At 70.6% G+C, this 25,832-nt stretch carries 25 protein-coding genes; 11 read left to right on the top strand and 14 right to left on the bottom strand.

Annotated features, from left to right (window positions below):
• Nucleotides 1-8: 8 nt before the first annotated feature.
• From HB662_RS15180 to HB662_RS15170, 3 genes are all read left to right on the top strand, one after another.
• Nucleotides 9-1,550 carry an acetolactate synthase large subunit gene (locus HB662_RS15180; RefSeq protein WP_168050638.1) on the top strand — a complete coding sequence of 514 codons (1,542 nt, stop codon included), beginning with the start codon at nucleotides 9-11 and terminating at the stop codon, nucleotides 1,548-1,550.
• Nucleotides 1,551-1,555: 5 nt separating this feature from the next.
• Nucleotides 1,556-2,326, top strand: a complete 771-nt coding sequence (locus tag HB662_RS15175) for a short-chain dehydrogenase/reductase (RefSeq protein WP_168050637.1) — start codon at nucleotides 1,556-1,558, stop codon at nucleotides 2,324-2,326.
• A 218-nt stretch (nucleotides 2,327-2,544) separates the two neighbouring features.
• Complete coding sequence (locus HB662_RS15170; RefSeq protein WP_168050636.1) at nucleotides 2,545-4,773, top strand: ATP-binding protein; 2,229 nt, start codon at nucleotides 2,545-2,547, stop codon at nucleotides 4,771-4,773.
• Between the two features lie 6 nt (nucleotides 4,774-4,779).
• Here HB662_RS15170 and murA read toward each other — a convergent pair whose 3' ends face one another.
• The 3 genes from murA to HB662_RS15155 all read right to left on the bottom strand — a co-directional run bounded on the left by murA (nucleotide 4,780) and on the right by HB662_RS15155 (nucleotide 6,935).
• Complete coding sequence (murA, locus tag HB662_RS15165) at nucleotides 4,780-6,033, bottom strand: UDP-N-acetylglucosamine 1-carboxyvinyltransferase (protein WP_168050635.1); 1,254 nt, start codon at nucleotides 6,031-6,033, stop codon at nucleotides 4,780-4,782.
• Between the two features lie 97 nt (nucleotides 6,034-6,130).
• On the bottom strand, nucleotides 6,131-6,685 hold the full coding sequence (gene dcd / locus HB662_RS15160; protein WP_168050634.1) for a dCTP deaminase: 555 nt from the start codon (nucleotides 6,683-6,685) through the stop codon (nucleotides 6,131-6,133).
• A 73-nt stretch (nucleotides 6,686-6,758) separates the two neighbouring features.
• Nucleotides 6,759-6,935: a hypothetical protein gene (locus HB662_RS15155; protein WP_168050633.1), complete on the bottom strand. Its 177-nt coding sequence runs from the start codon at nucleotides 6,933-6,935 to the stop codon at nucleotides 6,759-6,761.
• Between the two features lie 175 nt (nucleotides 6,936-7,110).
• Between HB662_RS15155 and HB662_RS15150 the strand changes: the two genes are divergently transcribed.
• Nucleotides 7,111-10,272, top strand: coding sequence for an endonuclease/exonuclease/phosphatase family protein (locus tag HB662_RS15150; protein WP_168050632.1), 3,162 nt, complete (start codon nucleotides 7,111-7,113; stop codon nucleotides 10,270-10,272).
• A 41-nt stretch (nucleotides 10,273-10,313) separates the two neighbouring features.
• On the opposite strand, the gene HB662_RS15145 is transcribed toward HB662_RS15150, so the two are convergent.
• Nucleotides 10,314-11,273 carry a Bug family tripartite tricarboxylate transporter substrate binding protein gene (locus tag HB662_RS15145; protein WP_168050631.1) on the bottom strand — a complete coding sequence of 320 codons (960 nt, stop codon included), beginning with the start codon at nucleotides 11,271-11,273 and terminating at the stop codon, nucleotides 10,314-10,316.
• Between the two features lie 105 nt (nucleotides 11,274-11,378).
• On the opposite strand from HB662_RS15145, the gene HB662_RS15140 reads away from it, so the two are divergent.
• Nucleotides 11,379-12,149: a maleate cis-trans isomerase family protein gene (locus tag HB662_RS15140; protein ID WP_168050630.1), complete on the top strand. Its 771-nt coding sequence runs from the start codon at nucleotides 11,379-11,381 to the stop codon at nucleotides 12,147-12,149.
• A 20-nt stretch (nucleotides 12,150-12,169) separates the two neighbouring features.
• Here HB662_RS15140 and HB662_RS15135 read toward each other — a convergent pair whose 3' ends face one another.
• From HB662_RS15135 to HB662_RS15125, 3 genes are all read right to left on the bottom strand, one after another.
• Complete coding sequence (locus tag HB662_RS15135; protein ID WP_168050629.1) at nucleotides 12,170-12,529, bottom strand: DUF3597 domain-containing protein; 360 nt, start codon at nucleotides 12,527-12,529, stop codon at nucleotides 12,170-12,172.
• A gap of 72 nt (nucleotides 12,530-12,601) precedes the next feature.
• Entirely contained in the window at nucleotides 12,602-13,429 is an 828-nt protein-coding gene (locus HB662_RS15130; RefSeq protein WP_168050628.1) for an alpha/beta fold hydrolase, read from the bottom strand.
• A 4-nt stretch (nucleotides 13,430-13,433) separates the two neighbouring features.
• A complete protein-coding gene (locus HB662_RS15125) occupies nucleotides 13,434-14,600 on the bottom strand; it encodes an acyl-CoA dehydrogenase family protein (protein WP_168050627.1) in 1,167 nt (388 codons plus the stop codon).
• 66 nt (nucleotides 14,601-14,666) lie between these two features.
• Between HB662_RS15125 and HB662_RS15120 the strand changes: the two genes are divergently transcribed.
• On the top strand, nucleotides 14,667-15,767 hold the full coding sequence (locus HB662_RS15120) for an aminotransferase class V-fold PLP-dependent enzyme (protein ID WP_168050626.1): 1,101 nt from the start codon (nucleotides 14,667-14,669) through the stop codon (nucleotides 15,765-15,767).
• A 12-nt stretch (nucleotides 15,768-15,779) separates the two neighbouring features.
• On the top strand, nucleotides 15,780-16,889 hold the full coding sequence (locus tag HB662_RS15115; protein WP_168050625.1) for a DSD1 family PLP-dependent enzyme: 1,110 nt from the start codon (nucleotides 15,780-15,782) through the stop codon (nucleotides 16,887-16,889).
• A gap of 54 nt (nucleotides 16,890-16,943) precedes the next feature.
• Here HB662_RS15115 and HB662_RS15110 read toward each other — a convergent pair whose 3' ends face one another.
• From HB662_RS15110 to rfaD, 7 genes are all read right to left on the bottom strand, one after another.
• Nucleotides 16,944-17,264 (bottom strand): hypothetical protein, encoded by a 321-nt coding sequence (locus HB662_RS15110; protein ID WP_168050624.1) that lies wholly within the window; start codon nucleotides 17,262-17,264, stop codon nucleotides 16,944-16,946.
• Between the two features lie 102 nt (nucleotides 17,265-17,366).
• Entirely contained in the window at nucleotides 17,367-18,299 is a 933-nt protein-coding gene (locus tag HB662_RS15105) for a ribose-phosphate pyrophosphokinase (protein ID WP_168027646.1), read from the bottom strand.
• A 198-nt stretch (nucleotides 18,300-18,497) separates the two neighbouring features.
• A complete protein-coding gene (locus HB662_RS15100; RefSeq protein WP_168050623.1) occupies nucleotides 18,498-19,451 on the bottom strand; it encodes a hypothetical protein in 954 nt (317 codons plus the stop codon).
• A 59-nt stretch (nucleotides 19,452-19,510) separates the two neighbouring features.
• Entirely contained in the window at nucleotides 19,511-20,281 is a 771-nt protein-coding gene (gene pgeF, locus HB662_RS15095; protein ID WP_168050622.1) for a peptidoglycan editing factor PgeF, read from the bottom strand.
• A complete protein-coding gene (locus HB662_RS15090) occupies nucleotides 20,278-21,273 on the bottom strand; it encodes a class I SAM-dependent methyltransferase (protein ID WP_168050879.1) in 996 nt (331 codons plus the stop codon). Before HB662_RS15090 ends, pgeF begins: the two co-directional genes overlap by 4 nt.
• Nucleotides 21,273-22,064, bottom strand: coding sequence for a prolipoprotein diacylglyceryl transferase (gene lgt, locus HB662_RS15085; protein WP_168050621.1), 792 nt, complete (start codon nucleotides 22,062-22,064; stop codon nucleotides 21,273-21,275). The genes HB662_RS15090 and lgt overlap by 1 nt, the downstream gene beginning before the upstream one ends.
• 73 nt (nucleotides 22,065-22,137) lie before the next feature.
• Complete coding sequence (rfaD, locus tag HB662_RS15080) at nucleotides 22,138-23,118, bottom strand: ADP-glyceromanno-heptose 6-epimerase (RefSeq protein WP_168050620.1); 981 nt, start codon at nucleotides 23,116-23,118, stop codon at nucleotides 22,138-22,140.
• Nucleotides 23,119-23,232: 114 nt separating this feature from the next.
• On the opposite strand from rfaD, the gene HB662_RS15075 reads away from it, so the two are divergent.
• The 4 genes from HB662_RS15075 (at nucleotide 23,233) to HB662_RS15060 (ending at nucleotide 25,823) form a co-directional block, all read left to right on the top strand.
• Complete coding sequence (locus HB662_RS15075; RefSeq protein WP_168050619.1) at nucleotides 23,233-23,652, top strand: accessory factor UbiK family protein; 420 nt, start codon at nucleotides 23,233-23,235, stop codon at nucleotides 23,650-23,652.
• Between the two features lie 166 nt (nucleotides 23,653-23,818).
• Entirely contained in the window at nucleotides 23,819-24,325 is a 507-nt protein-coding gene (locus tag HB662_RS15070; protein WP_168050618.1) for a type III secretion system chaperone family protein, read from the top strand.
• Between the two features lie 48 nt (nucleotides 24,326-24,373).
• Complete coding sequence (gene proC, locus HB662_RS15065) at nucleotides 24,374-25,174, top strand: pyrroline-5-carboxylate reductase (protein ID WP_168050617.1); 801 nt, start codon at nucleotides 24,374-24,376, stop codon at nucleotides 25,172-25,174.
• Nucleotides 25,175-25,226: 52 nt separating this feature from the next.
• The gene (locus HB662_RS15060; protein ID WP_168050616.1) at nucleotides 25,227-25,823 is read left to right on the top strand and encodes a TetR family transcriptional regulator; all 597 of its coding nucleotides are present in this window, start codon (nucleotides 25,227-25,229) and stop codon (nucleotides 25,821-25,823) included.
• Nucleotides 25,824-25,832: the final 9 nt, after the last annotated feature.

The following is a 25,832-nucleotide window of genomic DNA, read 5'->3' as shown; positions in this document are numbered from 1 at the left end:
GGATTGCGGTGAACGGAGCCGAAAGTCTGGTGCACACCCTGCTCGGCGCGGGGGTGGATACGTGTTTCGCCAATCCCGGCACCAGCGAGATGCATTTCGTCGCGGCGCTGGACCGCATCCCCGGGATGCGCTGCGTCCTCGGCCTGCAGGAGAATGTCGTCACCGGCATGGCGGATGGCTATTTCCGCATGGCCGGCAAGCCGGCGGCGACGCTGCTGCATTGCGGCCCCGGCCTGGCGAACGGCCTGGCCAACCTGCACAATGCCCGTCGTGCGCGCTCCGGCATGGTGAACTGCGTCGGCGATCAGGCGACCTATCACCGGCCACTGGACGCGCAGCTCACCGCCGATACCGAAGGTTTTGCCCGGGGTGTCTCCGGCTGGGTGCGGACAGTGGAGCGGGCGACGGAAGTGGCGCGCGACGCGGCGGTGGCCGTGCAGGCCGCGCGCACCTCGCCGGGCCAGATCGCCAGCCTGATCCTGCCCTCCGACGTCTGCTGGGATGAGGCGCCGGATGGACCGGCCGCGGCCCTGCCGGTTCCCGCCGCCCCGCAGGCGGACCCGCTGGCGATCCGCAACGCCGCCAGCGCGCTGCGCGGGCGGCAGAACGTGCTGATCCTGCTCGGCGGCCTGGCGCTGACGCAGCAGGCGCAGGCGCTGGCCTGGCGCATCGCCCAGGCGACCGGCGCGCATGTGCTGGCCGAGATGTCGAACAGCCGTGTCGAGCGCGGCCAGGGCCGCATGCAGCTGGAGCGCGTGCCCTATCCGGTCGATCTCGCGATCGAGGCGCTGAAGCCCTACACCACCATCATCCTGGTCAATAGCAAGGCGCCGGTCGGCTTCTTCGCCTATCCCAACAAGCCGTCCCGCCACCACCGGGAAGACGCCGACATCCTGCTGCTGACGCGGTATGAGGCCGACCCGATCCAGGCGCTGACTGCGCTGGCCGATGAACTCGGCGCCCCCGCCGCCGCCATCCCGAGCCCCGGCCCGCGGCCGGAAGCCGGGCGCGGTACGCCGACCCCGGAAGGCCTGGCGCAGACGCTGGCGGCGCTGATGCCGGACAATGCCGTGATCGCGGACGAATCGGTGTCCTTCGGCCGCGGCTTCTACAAGTTCAGCCACGCCGCGCCGGCGCATGACTGGCTGCACATCACCGGCGGCGCCATCGGCTGCGGGATTCCGCTGGCCACGGGTGCCGCGATCGGCGCGCCGGGGCGGCGCGTCATCAACCTGCAGGCCGATGGCTCGGGCATGTACACGCTGCAGGGGCTGTGGACCCAGGCGCGGGAGAAGCTGCCGATCACCACCATCATCATCGCCAACCGCAAGTACCAGATCCTGCTCGGCGAATATCAGGGCGTCGGCGCCAATCCGGGCCGCACGGCGATGGACATGCTGGACCTCGGCAACCCCAACCTCGACTGGGTGAAGCTCGCCAACGGCATGGGCGTGGAGGCCGCGCGCACCAACACGCTGGAAGGCGTGGCCGACCTGATGCGGCAGAGCTTCTCCAGCGACCGGCCCTTCGTCATCGAGATGGAAGTCTGACGCGGATGGACATGAACCTCGCGGGCCGCCGGGTGCTGATCACCGGCGGCTCGAAGGGCATCGGCCTCGCCTGCGCCCAGGCCTTCGCCGCGGAGGGCTGCGACCTGGTGCTGGTCGGGCGCGATGCCACGACGCTCGGTACGGCGGCGGATACGGTGCGTGGCGCGGCGCAGGTGCGGGTGGAGACGCTGGCCGCCGACCTGTCCCAGCCGATCGAGCGGGAACGCCTGCACGCGGCCTTCCCCGAGGTGGACATCCTGGTGAACAACGCCGGCGCGATTCCCGCCGGCCGTCTGCAGGACATTCCCTTCGCCCGCTGGCAGCAGGCCTGGGACCTGAAGGTGCTCGGCTACATCCACATGTGCCAGCTCTACTACGCCGGGATGGAGGCGAAGCGCGCCGGGGTGATCCTGAACATCATCGGCATGGCCGGGCGCGCCCCGCGCATGGGCTACATCTGCGGCGGTGCCGGCAATGCGGCGCTGGTGGCCTTCACCTCGGCATTGGGTGGCGCGGCGCAGGCCAGCGGCGTGCGGGTGCTCGGCATCAACCCGGCTGCAACGCGCACGGAGCGCATGGAGACCCAGGCGCGCGTCAACGCCGAGATCAAGTTCGGCGATCCGGAGCGCTGGGCGGAGACGCTGACCGGGCTGCCCTATGGCCGCCCCATCGAGGCCGCCGAGATCGCCGATCTGTCAGTGTTCCTGGCGTCCCCGCGCGCGGCCTACGTCAACGGCACGGTGGTCGACGTGGATGGCGGCGGCATGTTCCGCTGAGCGGTCCGGCCGCGCCCGGCGCGGTTGCAGCGCCCCCGTGATCATGTCAGCATCGTTTTAACCGGCGATGCGCCGTCCGTGCCCCGCTTCGCGGGCATGGACCGGATCATCCGCCTGCAGCGCCAGGACGGCGCCCGCCAGGGGGCAGACTGCGCCAGCCCCCGGCCGGGCTGACCATACCCGGGCTTCGGAGGCCGAAAAGGGGGGGTGGCCTGGGCATGAGCATCCGTGCTCGATTGCTGTGGCTTGTTGCCATGGCCATGATCGTGCCGGGTCTCCTGCTCGGTCTGAGATCGATTCTTGAGCGTGGGAACCAGGCCGACGCGGCAACCGTCCGGCTGGTCACCACCGCGGCCGACGTCGCGCGGGACCTCGAGGCCCGCATCTTCGCCACCGGGCAGCTGCTGTTCGGCCTGGCCCGGGCGCGGGACATCCAGGCCGAAAGCCGCGACGGCTGCTCCGCCTTCCTCGCGCGGGTGCGCGCGCAATATCCGCAATACACCGGCATCCTGACCATCGACCAGGAAGGCCGCCTGTTCTGCGATTCGCTGCAGAGTGGGCGCGACCTCGACCTGGCGGATCGCGGCTACTTCCAGCGGGCGCAGACCATGGATGACGGGCTGGTGCTGGAGCCCGCCTTCGGCCGGCTGACCGGCAGCCCGGTGCTGCAGGTGGCCTTTCCGGTCCGCAACTGGGCGGGCGACCTGGAACTGGTGCTGCTGGCGTCGCTCGACCTGTTGCGCCTGGTGCAGGAGGATCTGCAGCTTCTCGCCGCGGGCAAGGAGATCCTGCTGCTGGACGCGCAGGGCACCGTGCTGGTCTGGCAGCCTGCCCCCGGGGGCAGGCCGCACGCCGGCCGCTCCATCCTGGACACGCAGCTCGGCCGCTTCGCCCTGTCCGCCGCGGTTGGCGAACGCGCCGAACTGCAGGACGAAGCCGGCAGGACCTTCATCTGGGCGGCCGCCTCCGCACCGCATGTCGCGGAATCCGGACTGCGGGTGCTGGTGGGGCAGAACCGGGAGGATCTGCTGGCGCCGGCGGATCACCGGCTGCGGGAGGATCTGGCGATCCTTGCCGTGCTGTCCCTGCTGCTCGGCCTCTCCGTCTGGGTGATCGGCGAGGTGGCGATCCGCCGCAAGGTCGCGCGCATCGCCACGATGGCCGCCCGCCTGGGGGAAGGCGACCTGTCCGCCCGCATCCCGCCGCCCTATCCGAAGGGCGAGCTCGGCGGGTTGATGGCGGTGCTGAACCGCAGCGCGGAATCACTGCAACAGCAGCGGGAGGCGATCGTCGAGCTGAACCGCAAGCTGCTCCGCGCACAGCGGATGGAGGCGGTGGGGCAGCTGACCGGCGGGCTGGCGCATGACTTCAACAACCTGCTGACCGTCATCATCGGCAGCGCGGAGCTGCTGGCGGAACGGCTGGAGCATGATGCGGACCTGCTGCATCTGGCCGACACCACCCGCATGGCGGCCGAGCGTGGCGGGGAGCTGACCCGGAGCCTGCTCGCCTTCGCCCGCCGCCAGCCGCTGGAGCCGCGGGCGGCGGATCTGGCCGCCGAGATCGGGCGGATCGAGCCGCTGCTGCGCCGGACCCTCGGCGCCTATGTGGAATGCCGCTTCGAACTGCCGCCGGGCCTGCCGCCCGCGCTGGTGGACCCTTCCCAGCTTGAGGCGGCGCTGCTGAACCTGACGCTGAACGCGCGCGACGCCATGCCGGGTGGTGGCCTGCTGACCGTGGAAGTGGCGGAGGCGGAACTGGATGCGGAATATGCGGCGCAGAATGACGAGGTGACGCCCGGCGAGTACCTGGTCATCGCCGTGACCGACACCGGCCATGGCATGCCGCCGGAGGTGATGGCCCAGGTCTTCGAGCCGTTCTTCACCACCAAGGAATTCGGCCGCGGCAGCGGGCTCGGCCTCAGCATGGTCTATGGCTTCGTCAAGCAGTCCCAGGGCCATGTGAAGATTTACTCGGAGGCCGGGCAGGGCACCACGGTGAAGCTGTTCCTGCCGCGCGCCATCAGTGCCGGCGCCGCGCGCACCCCGCCGCGCCCCACCCGCATCGGCGGCGGCACCGAAGCGGTGCTGGTGGTGGAGGATGACGACATGGTCCGCGCCCATGTCGTCGGTGAGCTGACACTGCTCGGCTACACCGTATTGTCCGCACGGGATGGGCGGGAGGCGATGGACATCCTGCGCGGCGATGCAGCGATCGACGTGCTGTTCACCGATGTGGTGATGCCCGGCGGCATGTCCGGCCCGCAGCTCGCCGTCTCCGCCCTGCTGCTGCGGCCGGGGCTGCGGGTGCTGTACACCTCCGGCTACACCGAGAATGCGGTGGTGCACCACGGCCGGCTGGACCCCGGCGTGGTGCTGCTGTCCAAGCCCTATCGCCGGCAGGAGCTGGCGGAGAAACTGCGCTTCGTCCTGCGGGCGGACGCCTGAGCGGGATCAGACCCGCTCGATCTCCGCCCCGACCGCGGACAGCTTGCGCTCCAGCGACTCATAGCCGCGGTCCAGGTGGTAGACGCGGTTGACGATGGTCTCGCCCTGCGCCGCCAGCCCGGCCAGGACCAGGGACACACTGGCGCGCAGGTCGGTCGCCATCACCGGAGCACCGGACAGCTTTGGCACGCCGCGCACGATGGCGGATTGGCCATGGTACTTGATACGTGCGCCCATCCGGGTGAGCTCCGGCACATGCATGAAGCGGTTTTCGAAGATCGTCTCCGTGATCATGCTGGCGCCCTCCGCCACGCACATCAGCGCCATGAATTGCGCCTGCATGTCGGTGGCGAAGCCGGGGAAGGGCTCCGTCATCACGTCGGCGCCGCGCAGCCCGTTCTTGCGGGTGATGCGCAGCCCCTCCGTCTCCTCCGCCACATCCACCCCGCATTCGCGCAGCGTCCGCACCACGGCGCCGAGGTCCACCATCCGCGCGCCTTCCAGCAGCACGGTGCCGCCGGTGATGGCGGCGGCGCAGGCATAGGTGCCGGCCTCGATGCGGTCGGGGATGATCGGATGCGTCGCGGCACCGAGGCGCTTGACGCCCTCGACGACCAGGCGATCCGTGCCGATGCCCTCGATCCGCGCGCCCATCCGCATCAGGCACATGGCGAGGTCGCCGATCTCCGGCTCCCGCGCCGCGTTCACCAACTCCGTCGTGCCCTCGGCCAGGGTGGCGGCCATCAGCAGGTTTTCCGTCGCGCCGACGCTGACCTGCGGGAAGATGATGGTGGCGCCACGCAAGCCCCCGGGGGCCTTCGCATGCATGTAGCCGCCTTCCAGGTCGAAGACGGCGCCCATCTGCTCCAGCCCCTTGATGTGCAGGTCCACCGGCCGGGTGCCGATGGCGCAGCCGCCGGGCAGGGAGACGCGTGCCTCGCCGAAGCGGGCGACCAGCGGCCCCATCACCAGGACGGAGGCGCGCATCTTCCGCACCAGGTCGTAGGGCGCTTCGAGATTCTCGGCGGCGCCGGACAGCACGAGTCGGCGCTGCGCCTTGTCGTGCTCCACCTTCATGCCGTGCTGCACCAGCAGGGCGCGCATGGTGGCGATGTCCGCCAGGTCCGGCGCGTTCTCCAGCGTCAGCGGCCCGTCGGAGAGCAGCCCGGCGGCCATCAGCGGCAAGGTGGCGTTCTTGGCGCCGCCGATCGGGATGTTGCCGGAGAGCGGCTTGCCGCCGCGGATGCGGATGCGGTCCATCAGAGGTGCTTTCCTGCGCGGGTCGAAATCATATCGCGGACGACCGGAGGGCGCCCGAGGCCCCGGATGGGGCCCGCGGCCCGTGCCGCGCGCTTGCTCATAGCTTGGGAAGGGCGACGCCGCGCTGGCCCATGTATTTGCCCTTGCGGTCGGCATAGCTGACCTCGGGCGGCGCGCTGCCCTGCAGGAACAGGAACTGGCAGATGCCCTCATTGGCGTAGATGCGGGCGGGCAGGGGGGTGGTGTTGCTGATCTCGATGGTCACCTGGCCTTCCCATTCGGGCTCCAGCGGCGTGACGTTCACGATCAGCCCGCAGCGCGCATAGGTGGATTTGCCGAGGCAGATCACCAGCACGTCACGCGGGATGCGGAAATACTCGATGGTGTGGCACAGCACGAAGCTGTTCGGCGGGATGATGCAGGTCTCGCCGCGGCGCGTCACGAATCCCTGGTCGGAAAACACCTTGGGATCGACCACCGCATTGTCGACATTGGTGAAGATCTTGAATTCGTCGGCCAGGCGGGCGTCGTAGCCGTAGCTGGACAGGCCGTAGGAGATCACGCCTTCCCGCCGCTGCGATTCGACGAAGGGCTCGATCATCGCCGTTTCCTGCGCCATGCGGCGGATCCAGGTGTCGGGCATGATGGACATGTGGCAGCGGCCTCGGGTGACGGGGGAGGGCGGGGTTACCCGATGCTGGCCGGGGCGTCCAATCCGGCCCGGCTCAGCTTTCCGGCTCGGGCTTCGGCGTGGCCAGGGGTTCGGCCCGGGCGCGGGCCTGCGCCTTGCGGCGCCGCAGATTTTCCCGCAGCGCGGCAGCCAGCCTGGCCTCGCGCGCGGCCTTGGCCGCCGCCTGGCCGGGGGCGGGTGGCGGCGGCTCCTTCGGGGGGCGATCGGTCATGTCACGCTTCTTACACCGGGCCGGGCCGCAGGGGCGAGGCTGTCCGTGCCCGCTTCGCACCGCGCCATCACCCTGCCGCGAGAAGCGGCCCTGGGCGCCGTTGCCTCGATATCTTAACGGGACGTCACCCTGGGGCCGCGGCTACCTCCGCCACGCCGTAACCAGGGGCGGGACCATGACCAGCGTCTTCATCAATGAGATCCATTACGACAATGACGGCGCCGATGCCGATGAGCGGATCGAGATTGCCGGCCCCGCCGGCACCGACCTGACCGGCTGGACGCTGGTCCGCTACAATGGCTCCAACAGCCAGGTCTACGAGAGCCCGGCGGCGCTGAACGGCCTGTCCGGCGTGCTGCCGGACCAGGGCGGCGGCTTCGGCACCACGGTCGTGTCCTACCCCGCAAACGGCCTGCAGAACGGCGCGCCGGATGCCATCGCGCTGGTGGATGCGCTGGGCAATGTGGTGCAGTTCCTCAGCTACGAGGGCACGCTGACCGCCGCGGACGGCCCGGCCGTCGGGATGACCAGCACCGATATCGGCGTGGCCCAGGCGGGATCGGAGCCGCTGGGCTCGGCGCTGCAGCTCACCGGCACCGGCACGGAATACGAGGATTTCACCTGGGCGGCGACGTCCGGTTCCAACAGCTTCGGCACGCTGAATGCCGGCCAGTCCTTTGGCGGCGAATCGGCCCCCGGCCTGGTGGTTTCCGCCAGCGAGCTCGCCCTGGATGAGGGCGGCGCCGGCGGCAGCTTCACCGTGGTGCTGCGCACCCAGCCCGCCGCCGACGTCACCGTGATGCTGGCCGCGCCGGGCGCCGACCTGTCCCTGTCCGGCAGCAGCCTGGTCTTCACCGCCGCCAATTGGGACCAGCCGCAGCAGATCACCGTCTCCGCCATCGAGGATGGCGTGGATGAGGGCACGGAGGCGCTGGCCATCACCATCACGGCGACCTCCACCGATGCCGCCTACGACGACCTCGACCCGCAGACCGTGGATGTGACGGTGGCGGATGCGCTGCCGCTGACCGCGATCCACACCATCCAGGGCAGCGGCCTGGCCTCCGCCCTGGTCGGCCAGCAGGTCCGCAGCAGCGGTATCGTCACCGCCGTGGACAGCAACGGCTACTACCTGCAGGACGCGACGGGCGACGGCGATGCCGCAACCTCCGACGCCATCTTCATCTTCACCAGCAGCGCCCCCGGCGTGGCGGTGGGCGATGCGGTGACGGTGACCGGCACGGTCAGCGAGTTCATCCCCGGCGGCGCCGCCACCGGCAACCTTTCCACCACCCAGATCACCGCCAGCGGTGCCGGCGCCAGCCTGGTCACCTCCTCCGGCAATGCGCTGCCGGATGCGGTGGTGCTGGGCCCGAACGGCCTGCTGCCGCCGACCGAATCGCTGGCGGAAGGCGTGACGTTCTTCGAGAGCCTGGAAGCGATGCGCGTGACGCTGGTGGCGCCCAAGGTGGTCGGCGCCACCAACGGCTTCGGCGAGATCTGGACGGTGGTCGGTGAGGCGACCGGCCTCAGCGATCGCGGCACGATGAATATCGAGCCGGGCACCGGCGGCGCCGGCGTAACCAACACGGTGGGCGGCGACTTCAACCCGGAGCGCATCCAGATCGACGAGGACACCGGCGTCTTCGCCTCCGGCACACCCGCCGTCGATGTCGGCGCGCAGCTCGGCAACGTCACCGGCGTCATCGGCTACAATTTCGGCAATTTCGAGCTGATCCCGACCGAGGCCTATACGGTGACGGCACCGAGCACGCTGGAGCGCGAGGTCACCACTTTCCGCGCCGAGGGTGCCGACCTGCTGATCGCCACCTACAACGTGCTGAACCTGGACCCCAAGGTCGAGGACCAGTCCCTCGTCTCCGGCGGCACCGCGAACAACGTCGATGACGATGTGGGTGAGGGCCAGTTTGCCCGCATCGCGCAGGATATCGTCGCCAACCTGAAGACGCCGGACATCATCGCGCTGCAGGAAGTGCAGGATGGCGACGGCGGCGAGATCACGGATCTCGTCTCCGCCGCGGCGACGTTGCAGGCGCTGGTCGATGCCATCGTGGAAGCCGGCGGGCCGCTCTATGCCTTCGCCGACAACCCCTTCGTCATCAATGGCGGCGTCGGCGGCCAGCCGGGCGGCAACATCCGCAACGCCTTCCTCTACAACCCGGAGCGGGTCGACCTGGTGGACGGGTCGCTGCGCACGGTGGATGACGCGGCCTTCGCCGGCGCGCGCGTGCCGCTGATCGCCGACTTCACCTTCCAGGGGGAGTCCGTGACGGTGGTGAACAACCACTTCTCCTCCAAGGGCGGCAGCCAGCCGCTGTTCGGCGCCAACCAGCCGCCGGTCAATGGCTCGGAGGATGAGCGCCAGGCCCAGGCCGAGGCGGTGCGCGGCTTCGTGGACACCCTGCTCGCGGCAGATGCGGACGCCAATGTGGTGGTGCTCGGCGACCTCAACGAATTCGAGTTCGAGGAGCCGATCCAGGCGCTGGCCGGCCCCGGCGCGCCGCTGGTGAACCTGACGGAGACGCTGCCGCCGCTGGAGCGCTACTCCTACAATTTCGACGGCAACAGCCAGTCGCTGGACCACATCCTGGTCGGTGCGGGCCTGGCCGGCGATACGCGCTTCGATGCGGTGCATGTGAACAGCGAATTCGCCGAGCAATCCAGCGACCATGACCCGCTGCTGGCGCTGATCGGGCTTGGTGGCATCGAGCGGATGGGTGGCGAGGGCGCGGACCGGCTGGTCGGGCGCGCCGGCGGCGATGACCTGGCCGGCGGCGCGGGTGCGGACCGCCTGCTCGGCCGCGGCGGCGACGACATGCTGCTGGGCGGTGCCGGGACCGACATCCTCAATGGCGGCACCGGGGACGACACGCTCCAGGGCGAGGCCGACAACGACAGCCTGGTGGGCGGCGATGGCGACGACCTGCTGGTCGGCGGCGCGGGTACCGACCGCCTGTTCGGCCAGGCCGGCAACGACACGCTGGTGGCCGGCGAGGGCGCCGACGTGATGTGGGGCGGCGCGGGCGCGGACATCTTCGTGTTCGGCGCCTTCACCGACAGCCCGCGCGAGGCAGCCAGCCGCATCCTCGACTTCTCCTCGGCCGAGGGCGACCGGATCAGCTTCGAGGGCTTCGCGGAGGACTTCGTCTTCGTCGGAACCGGCGCCTTCGCCGGCGGCGGCCAGGCCTCGGCGCGGCTGCTGGTGGGGCCGAACGGCACCGCCGTGCAGGTGGATGGCGGCGACGGCGCAGGGCCGGAGATGGTGATCCGCCTGGCCGGCCAGCTGGCGCTGACCGAGAGCGACTTCATCCTGTGAGGACGGGGGGGCGCGAGCCCCCCCTTTTTCGCCTGGCGGGCTCAGTCCAGCCGGATGCCCGCCTGCTGCACCACCGCTGCCCAGCGGCGCACCTCCGCCGCGACGAAGGCGCTGTATTCGGGCGCCGTCATGCGCCGCGGCGTGGCGCCGGTCTCGATCAGGCGGGCGGTGATCTCGGGCGTCGCCAGCGCCGCCAGCACCTCGGCGTTCAGCCGGTTGACGATCGGCGCCGGCGTGCCGGCGGGGGCCGACAGGCCGAACCAGGTGGAGGCGACGAGGTCCGGGTGGCCCAGCTCCTTGAAGGTGGGCAGGTCCGGCCAGCCCGGCACCCGCGAATCGGCGGTGACGGCCAGCAGCCGGAAGCGCTCGTTCCGGCCCGCCTCGACCAGCGTGGTGATCATCGATTCCAGCGCGCCGCCGGCGACGTCGTTCATCATCGGCCCGCTGCCGCGATAGGGCACATGGGTGGTCTCGATGCCCGCCGAACGCTGCAGGATGGCCTGCTTGGCGTGGGAGGAGGTGCCATTGCCCGGGGAGCCGACATTCAGCCCCGGCCGTGCCTTCGCCGCGGTGATGAAATCCGCCAGGCTGCGGATCGGGCTGCTGACATTCACCGCCAGCACGGAGGGGATTTCCGCCATCAGCGCCACATGCGCGAAATCGGTGACGGAGTTGTAGGGCATGGAGCGGTAGACGCTGGGCCCGACGCCGAAGCTCGCGATGTTGGAGACGATGAGGGTCAGCCCATCCGGCGGGCTCTTCGCCACCTGGTCGGAGCCCAGCGTGCCACCGGCCCCGGCGCGGTTCTCCACCACGAAGGTCTGGCCGAAGACGGTGGTGAGCCGGGCACAGACCAGCCGCGCGATGAAATCCGTGGTGCCGCCCGGCGGGAAGGGCACCACCACCCGCACCGTACGCGTGGGATAGCTGCCCTGCGCAGCGGCAAGGGAGGGAGCGGCGAGGGCGCCGGGCAGCAGGGACAGCAGGTGACGGCGACGCATCGAAATCCTCCGGACGGGCGGCGAAGGCGGCAGTAAGCCTCGCCAGGGCCTGACGGACAAGCGACTTGCATGGCAGTCTGCGCCGCCACGGCATGAGGGAAGCAGATGACGGTCGAATACGCCCCGCGCGGCCTGGTCGGCGTGCTGACGCCCCAGGCGAACACCACGGTGGAGCCGGAATTCGCCATGCTCTGGCCGCCCGGCGTGGCGATGCTGAATGCCCGCATGACCAGCACCAAGCCCACCATCATCGCCCGGCTGCTGGACTACCTGCGTGACCTGCCGGGCGCCGCCGCGCAATTCGCCAATGCGCCGATCGACGCCATCGCCTTCGCCTGCACCGGTGCCAGCTATTATGCGGGGGTGGCGGAGGAGGATGCGCTGGTGGCGCGGATGCAGGATGCGCTGGGCATTCCCGTGATCACCGCCGCGCTGGCGGTGCGGGATGCCTTTCGGGTCGTGGGCGCGGAGCGTATCGGGCTGGTGTCGCCCTATCCGGATGACCTGACCGATGCCGCCGTGGGCTACTGGACCGCGCGCGGCTTCGATGTGGCGGAGGTCTCCCGCGGCGCCATGGCCGATGGCAGCTTCCACCCGATCTACGCCATGACGGCGCAGGGGGCGGCCGCCGCCTTGGCCGCGCTGCCGGCGGGGCGCGTGCAGGCAGTTGCGATGCTCGGCACCGGCATGCCGACGCTGGGTCCGATACTGGGGCAGCCCTTCGTCGGCGAGGCGCCCGTCACCTCCTGCATGCATGCGCTGGCCTGGCGCAGCGTCTGCGCCGTGACCCAGCAGGCACCGAGTGCCGAGAATTTCCTGGCCTGGGTGCGGGGCGAGGGCTGGGGCGCCCGCTACCGCGAACGCATGGGCGGCTGAAGCGGGCCGCCCATCCCGGCTCAGGCGCGGAGGGAATTCGGCACGCGGCCGCCATTCTCCGCCAGCTTCGTCATCACCTGGCGATGCAGCCAGAGATTGAGCGTGGTCAGATCCGCCATGTCGCCGTGGTAGCGCAGCTCCTTCGCCAACTCGCGCCGCGAATCCTGCGTCGAATCAAGGCCGAGCAGCTTCAGCAGGTCGACGATGGAACGCCGCCAATCCAGCTTCTGCTTGGAGGCTGCCGCCATCTTCATCAGCACCACCTCCACATCCACCTGCGGCAACGGCGCGGCCTTGGCGCCGCTGGCTGGGGCGGGCGTGCCGGCCACGGCGTCACGCTCGCCGAAAATCTTGGAAAGGATCGATTTGAAGATACTCAAGCTGACTGCTCCCGGGGGCCAACGAGGCCTATCGGGACTTTAAACGAAAACGGGCACCTTTGGTTCGTCGATCTAGCGGTTTGGTGCAATCCAGTCCGCCAGCAGCGCATCGAGCTCGGCCGCCGCCTCATAGGCCACCCAATGGCCGGCGCCGGGCACCACGGCCACGCGGGCATCCGGCCGGGCTTCCTTCAGCGCATCGATCCGCAGATGCAGGTTTGGCCAGGCCACCGCATCCCGCTCCCCCCACACCGCATTGACGGGCACGCCGACCGCCGCCGCCAGCGCGTCCTTCAGATTGCCGCTGGGCGCGAATTGCCGGCTGCGCAGCCGCGCGGCCTTGGAGTTGATCTCCTGGATCTCCAGCGCCAGCGCATCGATCTTCTCGGCATCCGCGAACATCAGGCTAGCGAGGTTGTGGCGATGCGCTTCCACCTTCTCGGCGCCCGTCTTGTCGCGCACCTTCACCAGGTTGGTTGGGCTGCGCGGCGTGCCGAGGGCGCCGGCACCGCAGATGGTCACGCTGCGCAGCCTGGGCGCCAGCAGCCGCGCGACGTGGCCGGAGGTGATGGCACCGAAGGAGAAGCCCACCAGGTCCATCGCCGCCGTGTCCGGCACCAGCGTCTTCAGCCCCTCGACCAGCACGCCGGCGATGGTTGCCGGGTCCTGCGGGTCCGGCGGGTCGTCGCTCTCGCCGAGGCCGGGGAGGTCCGGCGCGATCACCATGCGCTGCGCGGCCAGCCACGGGATCTGCTTCACCCAGTGGCGCCAGGACCCGCTGCCGCCATGCAGCAGCATCACCGGCGCGCCGCCGGAGGGATTCCACAGGCGCCAGACCATGCGCCCCGTGCCGCAGGGGGTTTCGTGCCGCGTGGCCTGGGCTTCGAGTTCGGCGAGCATGCGGTCAGTAACTCCGGGGCAGTCCGAGCACGCGCTCGGCGATGTAGCAAAGGACGAGTTGCGGGCTGACCGGGGCGATGCGCGGAATCAGGCTTTCGCGCAACAGGCGCTCCAGGTGGAATTCCTGGGCGTAGCCATAGCCGCCCAGCGTCATCACCGCCTGCTGGCAGGCGTTGAAGCCGGCCTCCCCGGCCAGGTATTTCGCGGCATTCGCCTCCGCGCCGCAGGGCCGGCCCTGGTCGTAGAGCCAGGCGGCCTGCATCACCATCAGCCGCGCCGCCTCCAGCTGCATCCAGCAGGCGGCGAGGGGGTGCTGAATGGCCTGGTTCTGGCCGATCGGGCGGCCGAACACCACGCGGTCCTTGGCATAGGCGGAAGCGCGGGCGATGGCGGCGTGGCCGATGCCGATGGCCTCGGCGGCCACCAGGATGCGTTCCGGGTTCAGCCCGTGCAGGATGTAGTCGAAGCCGCGGCCTTCCTCGCCGATGCGGTCTTCCTCCGGCACTTCCAGCCCGTCGATGAACAGCTCGTTCGAATCGACGGCATGGCGGCCCATCTTGGGGATCTCGCGCACCTGGACCTTGCTGCGGTCGAGCCGCGTGTAGAACAGCGACAGGCCCTCGCTGCGCTTCTTCACCTGGTCCAGCGGCGTGGTGCGGGCCAGGATCAGCATGCGGTCGGCGACCTGCGCCGTACTGATCCAGACCTTCTGGCCCTTGATGACGTAGCCCGTGTTGCTGCGCGCGGCGAAGGTTTTCAACTGCGTGGTGTCGAGACCGGTATTCGGCTCCGTCACCGCGAAGCAGGCCTTCTCCGCGCCCGAGATCAGCGGCGGCAGCATGCGGTCCTGCTGTGCCGCCGTGCCATGCACCACCACCGGCATCGGCCCGAAGATGTTCATGTGGATGGCGGAGGCGCCGGACATGGCGGCGCCCGACTGCGCCACCGCCTGCATCATGATCGCCGCCTCGGTCACGCCGAGCCCGGCGCCGCCGACACGTTCGGGCATGCAGATGCCGAGCCAGCCATCCTCCGCCATGGCGGCGTGGAATTCCTGCGGGAAGCGGTGGTTGCGGTCGGCCTGAAGCCAGTAGTCATCGCCGAAGCGGGCGCAGATGCGCGTCACCGCGTCGCGCAGGGCTTCCTGCTGTTCGGTCAGGGCAAAATCCATGGCGTTGGCTGTCTCCTTGCCCGACAGCGTGCCAAGCTGGCCGCGAAGCGCAACCCTCAGGCCCGCATGTCCCTGTTCGACCCCACCGATTTCATGATCCCGCCCGGCCTGGTGCATGTCTGCGCCGCCGGCGAAACGCCCGTGCTGCACGCGCAGGCCATGGCGCTGTCCCGCCACGCGCTGGACAAATCCACCGGCCCCGCCGGCCGCGCGAAGCTGGATGCGGAGGTGGAGCGGCTGCGCGCGCGGCTGGCCCGCGAATGGTCCGTTCCGGTGGAGGGGATCGGCCTTGTCTCCTCGGTGGCGGAGGGGATGTCGATGCTGGTGGAGAGCCTGGATTGGCGCCCCGGCGACAATGTGCTGATCGACCGCAACGAATACGCCTCCGTCGTCGCGCCGCTTTCGGTGAAGGGCGTGGAGCTGCGCTTCGTGACCATGGCGGATCCGGATGCGGTGGCCGCCGCCGCCGATGCGCGGACGCGGATGGTGGCCGTCTCCGCCGTGTCATACCTCGATGCGCGGCGGCACGATTTGGTGGCGCTGCGGGCGGCGGCGGATGGCGTGGGCGCGATGCTGGTGGTGGATTTCACCCAGGGCAGCGGCTGGATGCCGATCGAGGCGAGCATCGCCGATTTCGCCTTCTCCGCCTGCTACAAATGGATGCTCGGCATCACCGGCACCGCCATCGCCTATTGGAACCAGGCCCGCCAGCGCAGCTGGGCGCCGGCGACGGCCGGTTGGTATTCCATCGTGACGGGACCGCGCCCCGACTACGCGGCGCCCCTGGCCCTGCGCCCCGACGCCGGCCGCTTCACCCGCGGCAACCCGGCCCACGCGCCCTGCTACGCGTTGCATGCCGCGATGGACCACCACGAGCGCTTCGACCGCGCCGCCGTGCAGGCGCATGTGCAGGCGCTGACCGTGGCGCTGCTGGCGCGGCTGGATGCCGCGGGCATCCCCAGCATCACCCCGCCCGATCCCCGCCAGCACGGCGCCAGCGTCTGCATCGCGCATGAGCGGGCCTCCCGCGTGGTGGAGGGGATGGCGGCGCGCGGCGTGCTGGCCTGGAATGGCCGCGGCCGCATCCGCATCAGCTTCCACGGCTACAACGACCTTTCGCAAATCGACCCGATCATGGCCGCGCTGACCGCCGCCCTGTCCGACTGAGGATTCGAAAAGATGCTGCAAGCCCCGCCCGCCGAACCCGGGATGCGCGAGGAGGATGTCGAGACCCCCGCGCTGCTGCTGGACCTCGATGCCTTCGAGCATAACCTGGACACCATGGCGGCGATCCTGGCGCCGACGGCCACGAAGCTGCGGGCGCATGCCAAAACGCACAAATCCCCCATCATCGCCCTGCAGCAGATGCGGCGCGGCGCCATCGGCCAATGCGTGCAGAAGGTGGCGGAGGCCGAGGCGCTGGCCTGGGGCGGCGTGCCGGATATCCTGGTCAGCAACGAGGTGATCGCACCCCGCAAGCTGGCCCGCCTGGCCGCGCTGTCCTCCATCGCCAAGGTCGCCGTCTGCGCCGACCACGAACACGGCATCGCCGCCATCGAATCCGCGGCCGAGGCCGCCGGCCTGCGCATGACGGTGCTGGTCGAGATCGATTGCGGCGCCGGCCGCTGCGGCGTGACCCCGGGGCCGGAGGCGGTGGCGCTGGCCGAGCGCATCGCCAGCAGCCGGCACCTGATCTTCGGCGGGCTGCAATCCTACCACGGCAACGCCCAGCACCGCCGCACGCCGGAAGCCCGCGCCGAGGCCATTGCCGGCGCCGCGGAAGGCACCCGCCGCACGGTGGAGCAGCTGCGCCAGCGCGGCCTGGACTGCGCCATCATCGGCGGCGCCGGCACCGGCACTTTTCGGAACGAGGTGGCCAGCGGCATCTGGAACGAGATCCAGGCCGGCTCCTACGCCTTCATGGATGCTGATTACGGCCGCAACGAGGACCCGCCGCCCTTCAAGCAATCGCTCTTCGTGCTGGCGCAGGTTATGTCCGCCCCGCGCCCCGGCTTCTGCGTGGTGGATGCCGGCCACAAGGCGGTGGCGATCGACAGCGGCCTGCCCCTGGTGCACGGCTTCCCCGGCGTCAGCTACACCGGCGCCTCGGATGAGCACGGCAACCTTAAGGCGGAAGACCCCGCCATGCTGCCGCGCCTCGGCCAGACGGTCCGCCTGGTGCCGGGCCATTGCGACCCGACGGTGGACCGCTACGACTGGTATGTCGGCGTGCGCCGCGGCCGGGTGGAGTGCCTATGGCCGGTTGCGGCGCGGGGTGGCATGGCCTGAGCTGCAGGAACGCCACGGACCGGCGATCGTCGGTCCGTGGCGGTACCATGCGCCTCAGCGGCAGACTCGCCGCTCCACCCAGCGATGCCGGATGCGGCCGAAGCGGTCGCGGAAGGCGACGCGGCGGCGTTCCATCCAGCAGCGCGGGCGACGGCCACGCCGGGGGCGGCCCGGCGGCGGGCCCCACTGAACCTCCTGCATCAGCGCATCGACTTCCGCCTGCTCCGCCACCGCCGGCCTGGCTTCCGGCGTGGGTTCGGGAAGTGGTGCGGGGCTCGGCGTGCTGATCGCGCGGGTGGCGGCTTCGGCGCCACCGATCGTGGCCGCGGCGATGGCACCGGCGAGGCCGGCGAGGATGAATCTGCGGCGTTCCATGCGAGGGCTTCCTTGTTCTTCAGGAAGCCCAGTCAGCGCCCGGATCATGGCCGGAAAGGGACCGGAACCCGCTGATATTCCGGCCTTCTGCAAGTATATGTTTCAGTTGAACAGCGAACTGACCGAGGATTCCTCGCTGATCCGCTTCATCGCCTCGGCCAGTAGCTGCGCGATGGTCAACTGCTTGATGTTGCGGGAAACACGAACGGCTTCGGTGGCCAGGATGCTGTCCGTGACCACCATGTGCTCGATCTGCGCGGCGCCGACGCGGGCCACCGCGCCGCCCGAGAAGACACCATGCGTTACGTAGACGCTGGCGGATTTCGCGCCGTTCTTCAGCAGCGCCTCCGCCGCATTCACCAGCGTGCCGCCCGAATCGACGATGTCGTCCACCAGGATGCAGTCGCGGCCTTCCACCTCGCCGATCACGTTCATCACCTCGGACACGCCGGCGCGGGGCCGGCGCTTGTCGATGATGGCGAGGTCCGTGTGGATGCGCGCCGCAATGGCGCGCGCGCGGACCACGCCGCCGACGTCGGGGGAGACGACCATCAGGTCGCGGCCGGCGAAGCGTTCCTGGATGTCGCGGGCGAAGAGGGGGGCGGCGAACAGGTTGTCCACCGGCACGTCGAAGAAGCCCTGGATCTGCCCGGCGTGCAGATCCATCGTCAGCACGCGGTGCGCGCCGGCCTCGACGATCAGGTTGGCCACCAGCTTGGCCGAGATCGGCGTGCGGCTGCCGGATTTCCGGTCCTGCCGGGCATAGCCGAAATACGGGATCACCGCCGTGATGCGCCGCGCGCTGGCGCGCCGCAGCGCATCCAGCATGATCAGCAGCTCCATCAGGTTGTCATTGGCCGGATAGCTCGTGGACTGCACCACGAACACGTCCTGGCCGCGGACATTCTCATGGATCTCGCAGAAGATCTCCATGTCGGCGAAGCGGCGCACCGAGGCCTGGGTCAGCGCGATGCCGAGCGCTGCGGCGACCGCCTCGGCCAGGGGGCGGTTGCTGTTGCAGGCAATAATCTTCATGGCGCGCGCGAACCCCGGGGGAAGGAGTACGAAAAAAGACGGGCGGGACCGTGGAAAAAAGCGCCACGGCGGTCGGGCGGCTTGGTAGCAACGTGACGGTATGGTGTCCATCGCGTCTGGATGACGGGTGTGCATGGCGGCGATGCCGCCCCCTCCTCAGCGCGCCGTTCTCAGCGCGCCGTTCTCAGCGCGCCGTTCTCAGCGGGCCGGCGCTGGCGCCCCGGTCGCCGGCGTGGTGGCCGGGGTTGCGGCCGCGCCGGCCTGCGCCGCGGCATTGGCGGCACCGGGAAAGCCGCCGGCGTTGAACACCACGTCGCGCACCCCGCCAGAGGCTTCCTCCGCCACCACGAAGGCGACATCGCCCCAAAGCCCGTTCAGCGTATTGGCCGGCACCTCGTTCAACTGCAGCACCCGGCCGAGATCCTCGCCATCGCGGCGGGAAACGATCCAGACGATCTCCACCCGCTGCAGGCCGGGGCCGGACGCGGCCACCGTAACCTCTCCCTGCACCGCGAATTGCGCGCCCTGGGCTTCGTCCTGCACCCGGAAGCCGAGGCCCGCCAGGCTGTCGCGCATGCGCGCCGTCAGGCTGCGATTGCCATCGCCCGGCGCGCCGCGCACCGGCAGCAGTCGCAGCACCGGCGGCCCGCCACCCACCGCGCTTTCATCCCCCGTGCGGCGCTGGGCATCGATGCGGCCCACCAGATTGGCCAGCGGCGCGGCCGCCTCGCTGGCGATGCGTTCCAGCAGGGCGGTCCCGCCCTCCGCCCATTCCGAGGCCGGGACCGGCCGGCCCACCAGCATGCCGAGCGCCTGGCCATCCGCGTCGCGCAGCGCGTAGCGCGGCACCACCTGGCCCGCCTCCCGGTCCGCCGCCACCACCAATTGCCAGTCCAGCGGCAGGCCCGGGCCGGAGACGGCCGGCACCTCATTCGCCACCAGTGCTGCCGCCAGGGCGCGGGACAGGGTGGTGGCCTCCCCATCCGTCAGCAGAAGCTGCGTCGAATGCGGCACTGCCACGCGGTAGCCGGGCGGCAGGCGCAGCCGGCGCGCCACGGCGCCGGGCCGCCCCCGGAAGGGCTGCGGCAGGCCGGAGCAGGCCGCCAGTGCCAGGGGGGCAAACAGCAGGAAGCGGCGACTAGATGAGGACACAGGAAGCCAGCAGGGTAATCACCATCAGGACCATGAACATGACGACGTAGGGCATCGGTTCACCCAGGGCCAGCGAGGGGGATAGCAATGGCGGATAATTGGTGCCCGAGCGGCCCGCCGCCAGCCAGGGTGCGGCGGCGGTGGCTGAAGAAGCGCTCCTCCTGCGCCAGCGTGTCCTGCCACAGCGCATCCGCCCGTCCGATGCCGGTGGCGGCCAGGCGTGCCACGCAATAGCCGGCCAGATCGAACTGCCAGCGATCCTCGCGCCGGCCCGGGCCGAAGAAGCGCGCATCGGCGGCGCCGCGGGCCAGCACCTCGTCCCGCAGGTCGGGGCCGACCTCATAGCTCGCCTGGCCGATGCAGGGGCCGACCACGGCGGCGACATTTTCGCGAATTGCACCGAGGCTTTCCATTGCTTCGATGGTCGCCTCCAGCACCCCCGCGACGGCGCCACGCCAACCGGCATGGGCGGCGCCCACCACCCCGGCGCGCAGATCCGCGAACAGCACGGGCGCGCAATCGGCGGTCAGCACCCCGATCGCCTGGCCCGGCCGGTTGGTCACCAGCGCATCGGCGGTGGGGCGGGTGGCATCGGTCCAGGGGGTGCGGGCATCGGCCACCGCCACGCCATGCACCTGCACCAGTCCGAGCACGGATTCCGCACCCAGCACCCCGGCGCAGGCTGCGCGGTTGCGGCGCACCGCATCCGGATCGTCCTGGCCGGAGAGGGAACAGTTCAGCGCGGCGTAGGCGCCGGTGGAAACACCGCCCTGGCGGGTGAAGAAGCCATGCGGCACGGCGAGGCCGCCCGTCAGGAAGCCGGGGGTCATGCGGGTTCGAATCCTGGCAGGGTGGGCAAAGCAGGGTCGCAGACAGCCAGCGCCTTGAACAGCCGGCCCATCCCCTCCGCCGCCACCAGCCGCTCGGCGCCGGACAGGATCTCGCCGGCCAGGCGGGGGCGGCCGCGGGCCAGCATGGCGGCGCGGGTCATCAGGCCGAGGCGCTGCAGGAACAGCCCCTGCGGCAGCGGCCCCTGCGCCGCGGCGCCCGCGGCGCGGGCGGTGCGGGCGAGGGCGGCGAAATCGACATGGGCGGTGAGGTCGGCGGTGCCCGGCTCGGCCAGCGGATCAAGCCCCGTCGCCTGGCCGCGCACGGCCTGCAGGCTTTCGCCGAGGCCCGATTCGGCCGGCCCGTAATCCAGGAACAGCGCCGCGCCGCCCTGGCTGGCAAGCCGGCGGGAAAGCGCCGCGACCACCGCCTGCGCGGCCTCGCCCACCTCCTGCACCGCGCCTTCCGGCGCCTCGACCTGAGGGGCTTCGGTGGTGGGCAGTTCGGCGAAACGGCCCTCCGCGACATGCCGCTCCAGCCAGCCATCGCCGCGGCGGATGAATTGGCGGATCGGCAGGGCGTCCAGGAATTCATTGCCCAGCAGCAGCATGGGGCCATCGGGCAGGCTGGCCGGATCATCGTGCCAGCCCGTCACCGCATCGCCCAGCATGCGGCGCTGCTGGTCCCGCAGGGCCGGCGAGGTCTCGACCAGGTGCAGCCGCAGCGCGGCACGGAAGGGGGTGGCGACCTCGCCCACCATCCGCAGCGCATCCGCCATCAGCGTGCCGCGACCGGGGCCGGCTTCCACCAGCAACACGGGGTCAGGGCGGCCCATCATCTGCCACGTCACCGCGGCCCAGCCGCCCAGCACCTCGCCGAAGGCCTGGGAGATTTCGGGTGCGGTGGTGAAATCCCCCGCCCGGCCGAAGGGCGAGGCCGGCCGCGCGTAATAGGCGGCGACCGCCCGGGCCATGAAGTGGTCCAGGCGCTCCATCACGCGGGGCGGCGTGCCCGCAGCATCAGCACCGCGCCCACCAGCATCATCGGCAGCGACAGCAACTGCCCCATGGTCGCCCCGGCGAACAGGAAGCCGAGATGCGCATCCGGCTGCCGGAAGAACTCGCCGGTGAAGCGCGCCAGCCCATACAGGGCCAGGAAGGCGCCGGTGACGAAGCCCTCCCTTTCCCGCAGGCCGGGAATGCGGACCAGGATGTTGAGCAGGATGAACAGCAGAACGCCTTCCATCGCGGCCTGGTAGAGCTGGCTCGGATGGCGCGGCTCCGGCCCGCCGGTCGGGAAGACCATGGCCCAGGGCACGTCCGTCACCCGCCCCCACAACTCGCCATTGATGAAATTGGCCAGCCGCCCCAGGCCGAGGCCGATCGGCACGGCGGGCGCCACCCGGTCCCCGAAGCGCAGCGCGGACAGGCCCTGGCGCCGGCAAAACCACAGCGCCGCGACGATGACGCCGACCATGCCGCCATGGAAGGACATGCCGCCCTGCCAGACATACAGCGCCTCCCACGGCGCGGTGATGTAGTAGCCCGGGCGGTAGAACAGCACATAGCCGAGCCGTCCGCCGAGGATGATGCCGAGCGTCGCCCAGGTGACGAAGTCATCCAGCTGTTCCCGGCTGGCCGCCACCGGCGCCAGCGCCACCAGCCGCCGGGCCAGCATCCAGCCCAGCACGATGCCGGCGATGTAGGCCAGCGCGTACCAGCGCAGCGCGAAGGGGCCGATCTCGATCAGCACCGGATCGATGACGGGGAAGGCGATCACGAACATCGGGCGGCCCTATCAGCTTCTGCAGAGATCCCGCTCCAACCACGCGGAGCGAGAGGGTCGGGTGGGCGGCGCCTCACCGGTGCGGATCGGGGTTCACCAGGAAGTCCCGGACATAGCGGCCGACGCCATCCTCCAGCGTCGTGGGCGCCCGGTCGAAACCGGCCGCGCGCAGCTTCGCCATCGGGGCCTCGGTGAAATACTGGTACTTGCCGCGCAGATCCGGCGGCATGTCGATGAATTCGATGCGGTCGTTCTGGCCGAGCCCCGCGAACATCGCCCGCACCAGGTCGACGAAGCTGCGCGCCTGGCCGGAGCCGATGTTGAACAGCCCGCTGACCTTCGGGTTGTCCAGCAGCCAGAGCATCGCCGCCACGCAATCATCCACATGCACGAAGTCGCGCATCTGCGCGCCGTCGGCATAGTCGGGGCGATCGGAGCGGAACAATCGCGCCGGTTCGCCGCGCGCCACCTCGTGGAACTTATGAAACACCACGCTGGCCATGCGGCCCTTGTGGTACTCGTTCGGTCCATAAACGTTGAAGAAGCGCAGCCCGGCCCATTGCGGCGGGGCCGGGTAGCCGCGCGCCAGCATCGCCGCCACGCGGCGGTCGAAGGCGAGCTTCGACCAGCCATACAGGTTCAGCGGACGCAGCGCGGCCAGCGCGGCGGCACTCTCGTCATCCGCGAAGCCCAGCGCGCCATCGCCATAGGTGGCGGCGGATGAGGCATAGATGAATGGGATGCCCCGCGTGGCGCATTCCGCCCAAAGCGCCAGCGGCAGCGTCAGGTTGGTCGCGGCCACCAGGTCGCCATCGGTCGCCGTGGTCGCGCTGATGGCGCCCATATGCAGCACGGCGGACACCTTCGGCTGACCGGCCCAGAACGCCGGAAGCTGGTCGGGGTCCAGGATGCCGGCGATGCCGTGATGCGCCAGGTTGCGCCACTTCACGCCATCCCGCAGCCGGTCCACCACCAGGACCTCCTCGCCCCGGTCACAGAGTGCGGCGACCAGGTTGGACCCGATGAAACCGGCGCCGCCGGTCACGACATACATCGGCGGTTGTCCCTTCGCGTCGCGGCCCCTATCTCGCCGCGAGCGGGGTATAGGCCGCGGAATCGCGGCCGGACAAGGCACGCAGCACTTTGCAGCATTAGGCAGGAGGTCGTCATGACCAGCGAAACCGGACCCGGCGGCAGCGGATCCAGCGGCACCGGAACCGGCACCGGGACAGGTGGTGGGCCGGGTGCCGGGATGGGTGGCGGCATGGGCGGCGGCATGGGTGGCGGCGGCAACGGCCCGAAGCGCGGCCTGTTCGACGACCTGGCCGGCATGGCCGGCGGCGCCTTCTCCGTCCTGGCCGGCGCCCGCGCCGAGGCCGAGGCGATGGGACGGGCGCAGCTGGACGCGATGGTCCAGCGCCTGGACCTGGTGCGGCGGGAGGATCTGGACGCCGCGCTCGAAGTGGCCCGTCGCGCCCGCGAACAGGCGGAGGCGCTGGAGACACGTGTCGCCGCGCTGGAAGCCAGGCTGGCCGAGGCGCCGCCCAGGCCCTCCGCCGAGCCCGGCCTCGACGCGGATGCCGGCTGAGGCCGCGGCAGGCGGCTGCGGTGCGGCGGCCGGTGCTTTGGCGGCGGTCACGGAACCGGTGCTTGCCGCAGTCTTTTGCACCTGCGTAGTCTAGCCCTTGTGGCGATTCGGGCGGACGCCCCCAACTGACAGGGGTCGCCCCCGAATGGGCGAAGGAGGTGCCGCGATGTCCGCTTATGTCGGATACGAGGAACGCGACCGGTCCGCGAACCCCCTCGATGTGCTGGAACAGATCGTGACGGCCAATGAATGGGTGTTCGACCGCAGGTCGGACAGCGAGATGGCGGCGGAGGCACCCGGCAGGTGGTGCGACTACGGCCTGTATTTTTCCTGGTCGCATGAGATCAGCGCCATGCACTTTTCCTGCACCTTCGACCTGAAGGTGCCGGCCGGGAAGCGGGAGAAGCTGTTCGAGCTGCTGGCCCTGGCCAATGAGAAGCTGTGGATCGGGCATTTCGGCCTGGACAGCGACGATGGCGTGCCGGTGTTTCGCCACGCCGTGCTGCTGCGCGGCGCGCCCGGGGCCTCGGCCGAGAGCCTGGAAGACATGGTGGATATCGCCATCACCGAATGCGAACGGTTCTTTCCGGCCTTCCAGTTCGTCCTCTGGGGCGGCAAGCCACCCGGCGAGGCGTTGCAGGCGGCCATGCTGGACTGCGTGGGCGAGGCGTAGCCCGGAACCGGCCTTGCCAAGCAGGCGGGCGGCGGCAAGGCTACCCGGATGACCGACATTCTTCCCCCTCTCCTTCTCATCGGCTGCGGCAAGATGGGCGGCGCCATGCTGGCCGGCTGGCGCGAACGCGGCCTGGGCGAGACCTTCGTGGTGGACCCCTTCGCCGCCGGGCCCATCGCCGGCGCCACACTGCTGCGCGACCCGGCGGAGATCCCGGCCGGCTTCGCGCCCGCCGCCGTGATCCTCGCGACCAAGCCGCAGGAGGCACCGGCAACGCTGCCCGCCTATGCCCGCTTCGCCGGCAGCGCCGTCTTCGTCTCCATCATGGCGGGCAAGACGGTGGCCTTCATGCAGGGGCTGCTGGGCGAGGGCGCGGCGGTGGTGCGCGCCATGCCGAATACCCCGGCCGCGGTGCGCCAGGGCTTCACCGTCGCCTTCGCCGGCCCGGGCGTCTCGGCCGACCAGCGCAGCCTGGCGGACACGTTGCTGGCCGCGACCGGGGAGGTGGATTGGGTCGACCAGGAAGCGCTGCTGGACCCGGTCACCGCCGTCTCCGGCGGCGGTCCGGCCTATGTCTTCCTGCTGGCGGAGCTGCTGGAGGCCGCGGCGGTGGAACAGGGCATCCCGGCCGATCTCGCCCGTCGCATGGCCCGCGCCACGGTGGCCGGTTCCGGCAGCCTGCTGGCGGCGAGCACGGAGGATGCGGCGCAGCTTCGCCGCAATGTCACCAGCCCGAAGGGCACCACGGAACGGGCGCTGGCCGTGCTGATGGCGCAGGAGGCCTGGCCCGATGCGATCTCCCGCGCCATCGCCGCGGCCACGGCGCGGTCCCGCGAACTGGCCGGCTGAACTTCACGCATTTCCCATTGGCGCGGCGCGGTTCCGCCCCCAACATCAGCGCATGGACTCCTCCGATACCAAGCTGATCGACGCCCTGTTCACCGTGATCGCAGAGCAGGGCTGGCGGGGGGTGACGCCCGTGCGGCTCGCCGCCCTGTCCGGCATTCCGGCCAGCGAGCTGGTGCGCCGCTTCCCCTCCCGCCTCGACCTGCTGCGGCTGCATGCGGATTGGGTGGCGGCGCAGGTTTCGGCGGGCACCGTGCCCGGCCAGGGCGGCACCCCGCGCGACCGGGTGTTCGATGTCCTGATGCGCGGCGTGGATGCGCTGCTGCCGCATCGGGCCGGCATGCTGCGGCTGATGTCCGACATGCGGCGCGACGGCGTGCTGGCCGGGGCGCTGTTTCCCATCCTGCAGCGCAGCATGGGGCGCATGCTGGATGCGGCGGAGCTTGATTCCACCGGTCTGCAGGGCCGTCTTCGCGCCGCCGGCCTTGTTGGCGTGTGGCTGATGACCTTGCGCGCATGGGAGAAGGACGACACGGTGGATATGGGGCCGACGATGGCGGCACTGGACCGCGCGCTGGACCGCGCGGAACAGACGGCACGCAGCCTGCGGCTGGAGCCGGGCGACCTGACGCCGCCGGCGATGGAGGCCTGACCTCAGCCG

The sequence above is a fragment of the Falsiroseomonas frigidaquae genome (assembly GCF_012163145.1).
Taxonomy (GTDB): domain Bacteria; phylum Pseudomonadota; class Alphaproteobacteria; order Acetobacterales; family Acetobacteraceae; genus Falsiroseomonas; species Falsiroseomonas frigidaquae.
Note: the sequence above shows the minus strand (reverse complement) of the source record. Positions and strands in the feature narration are given on the sequence as shown.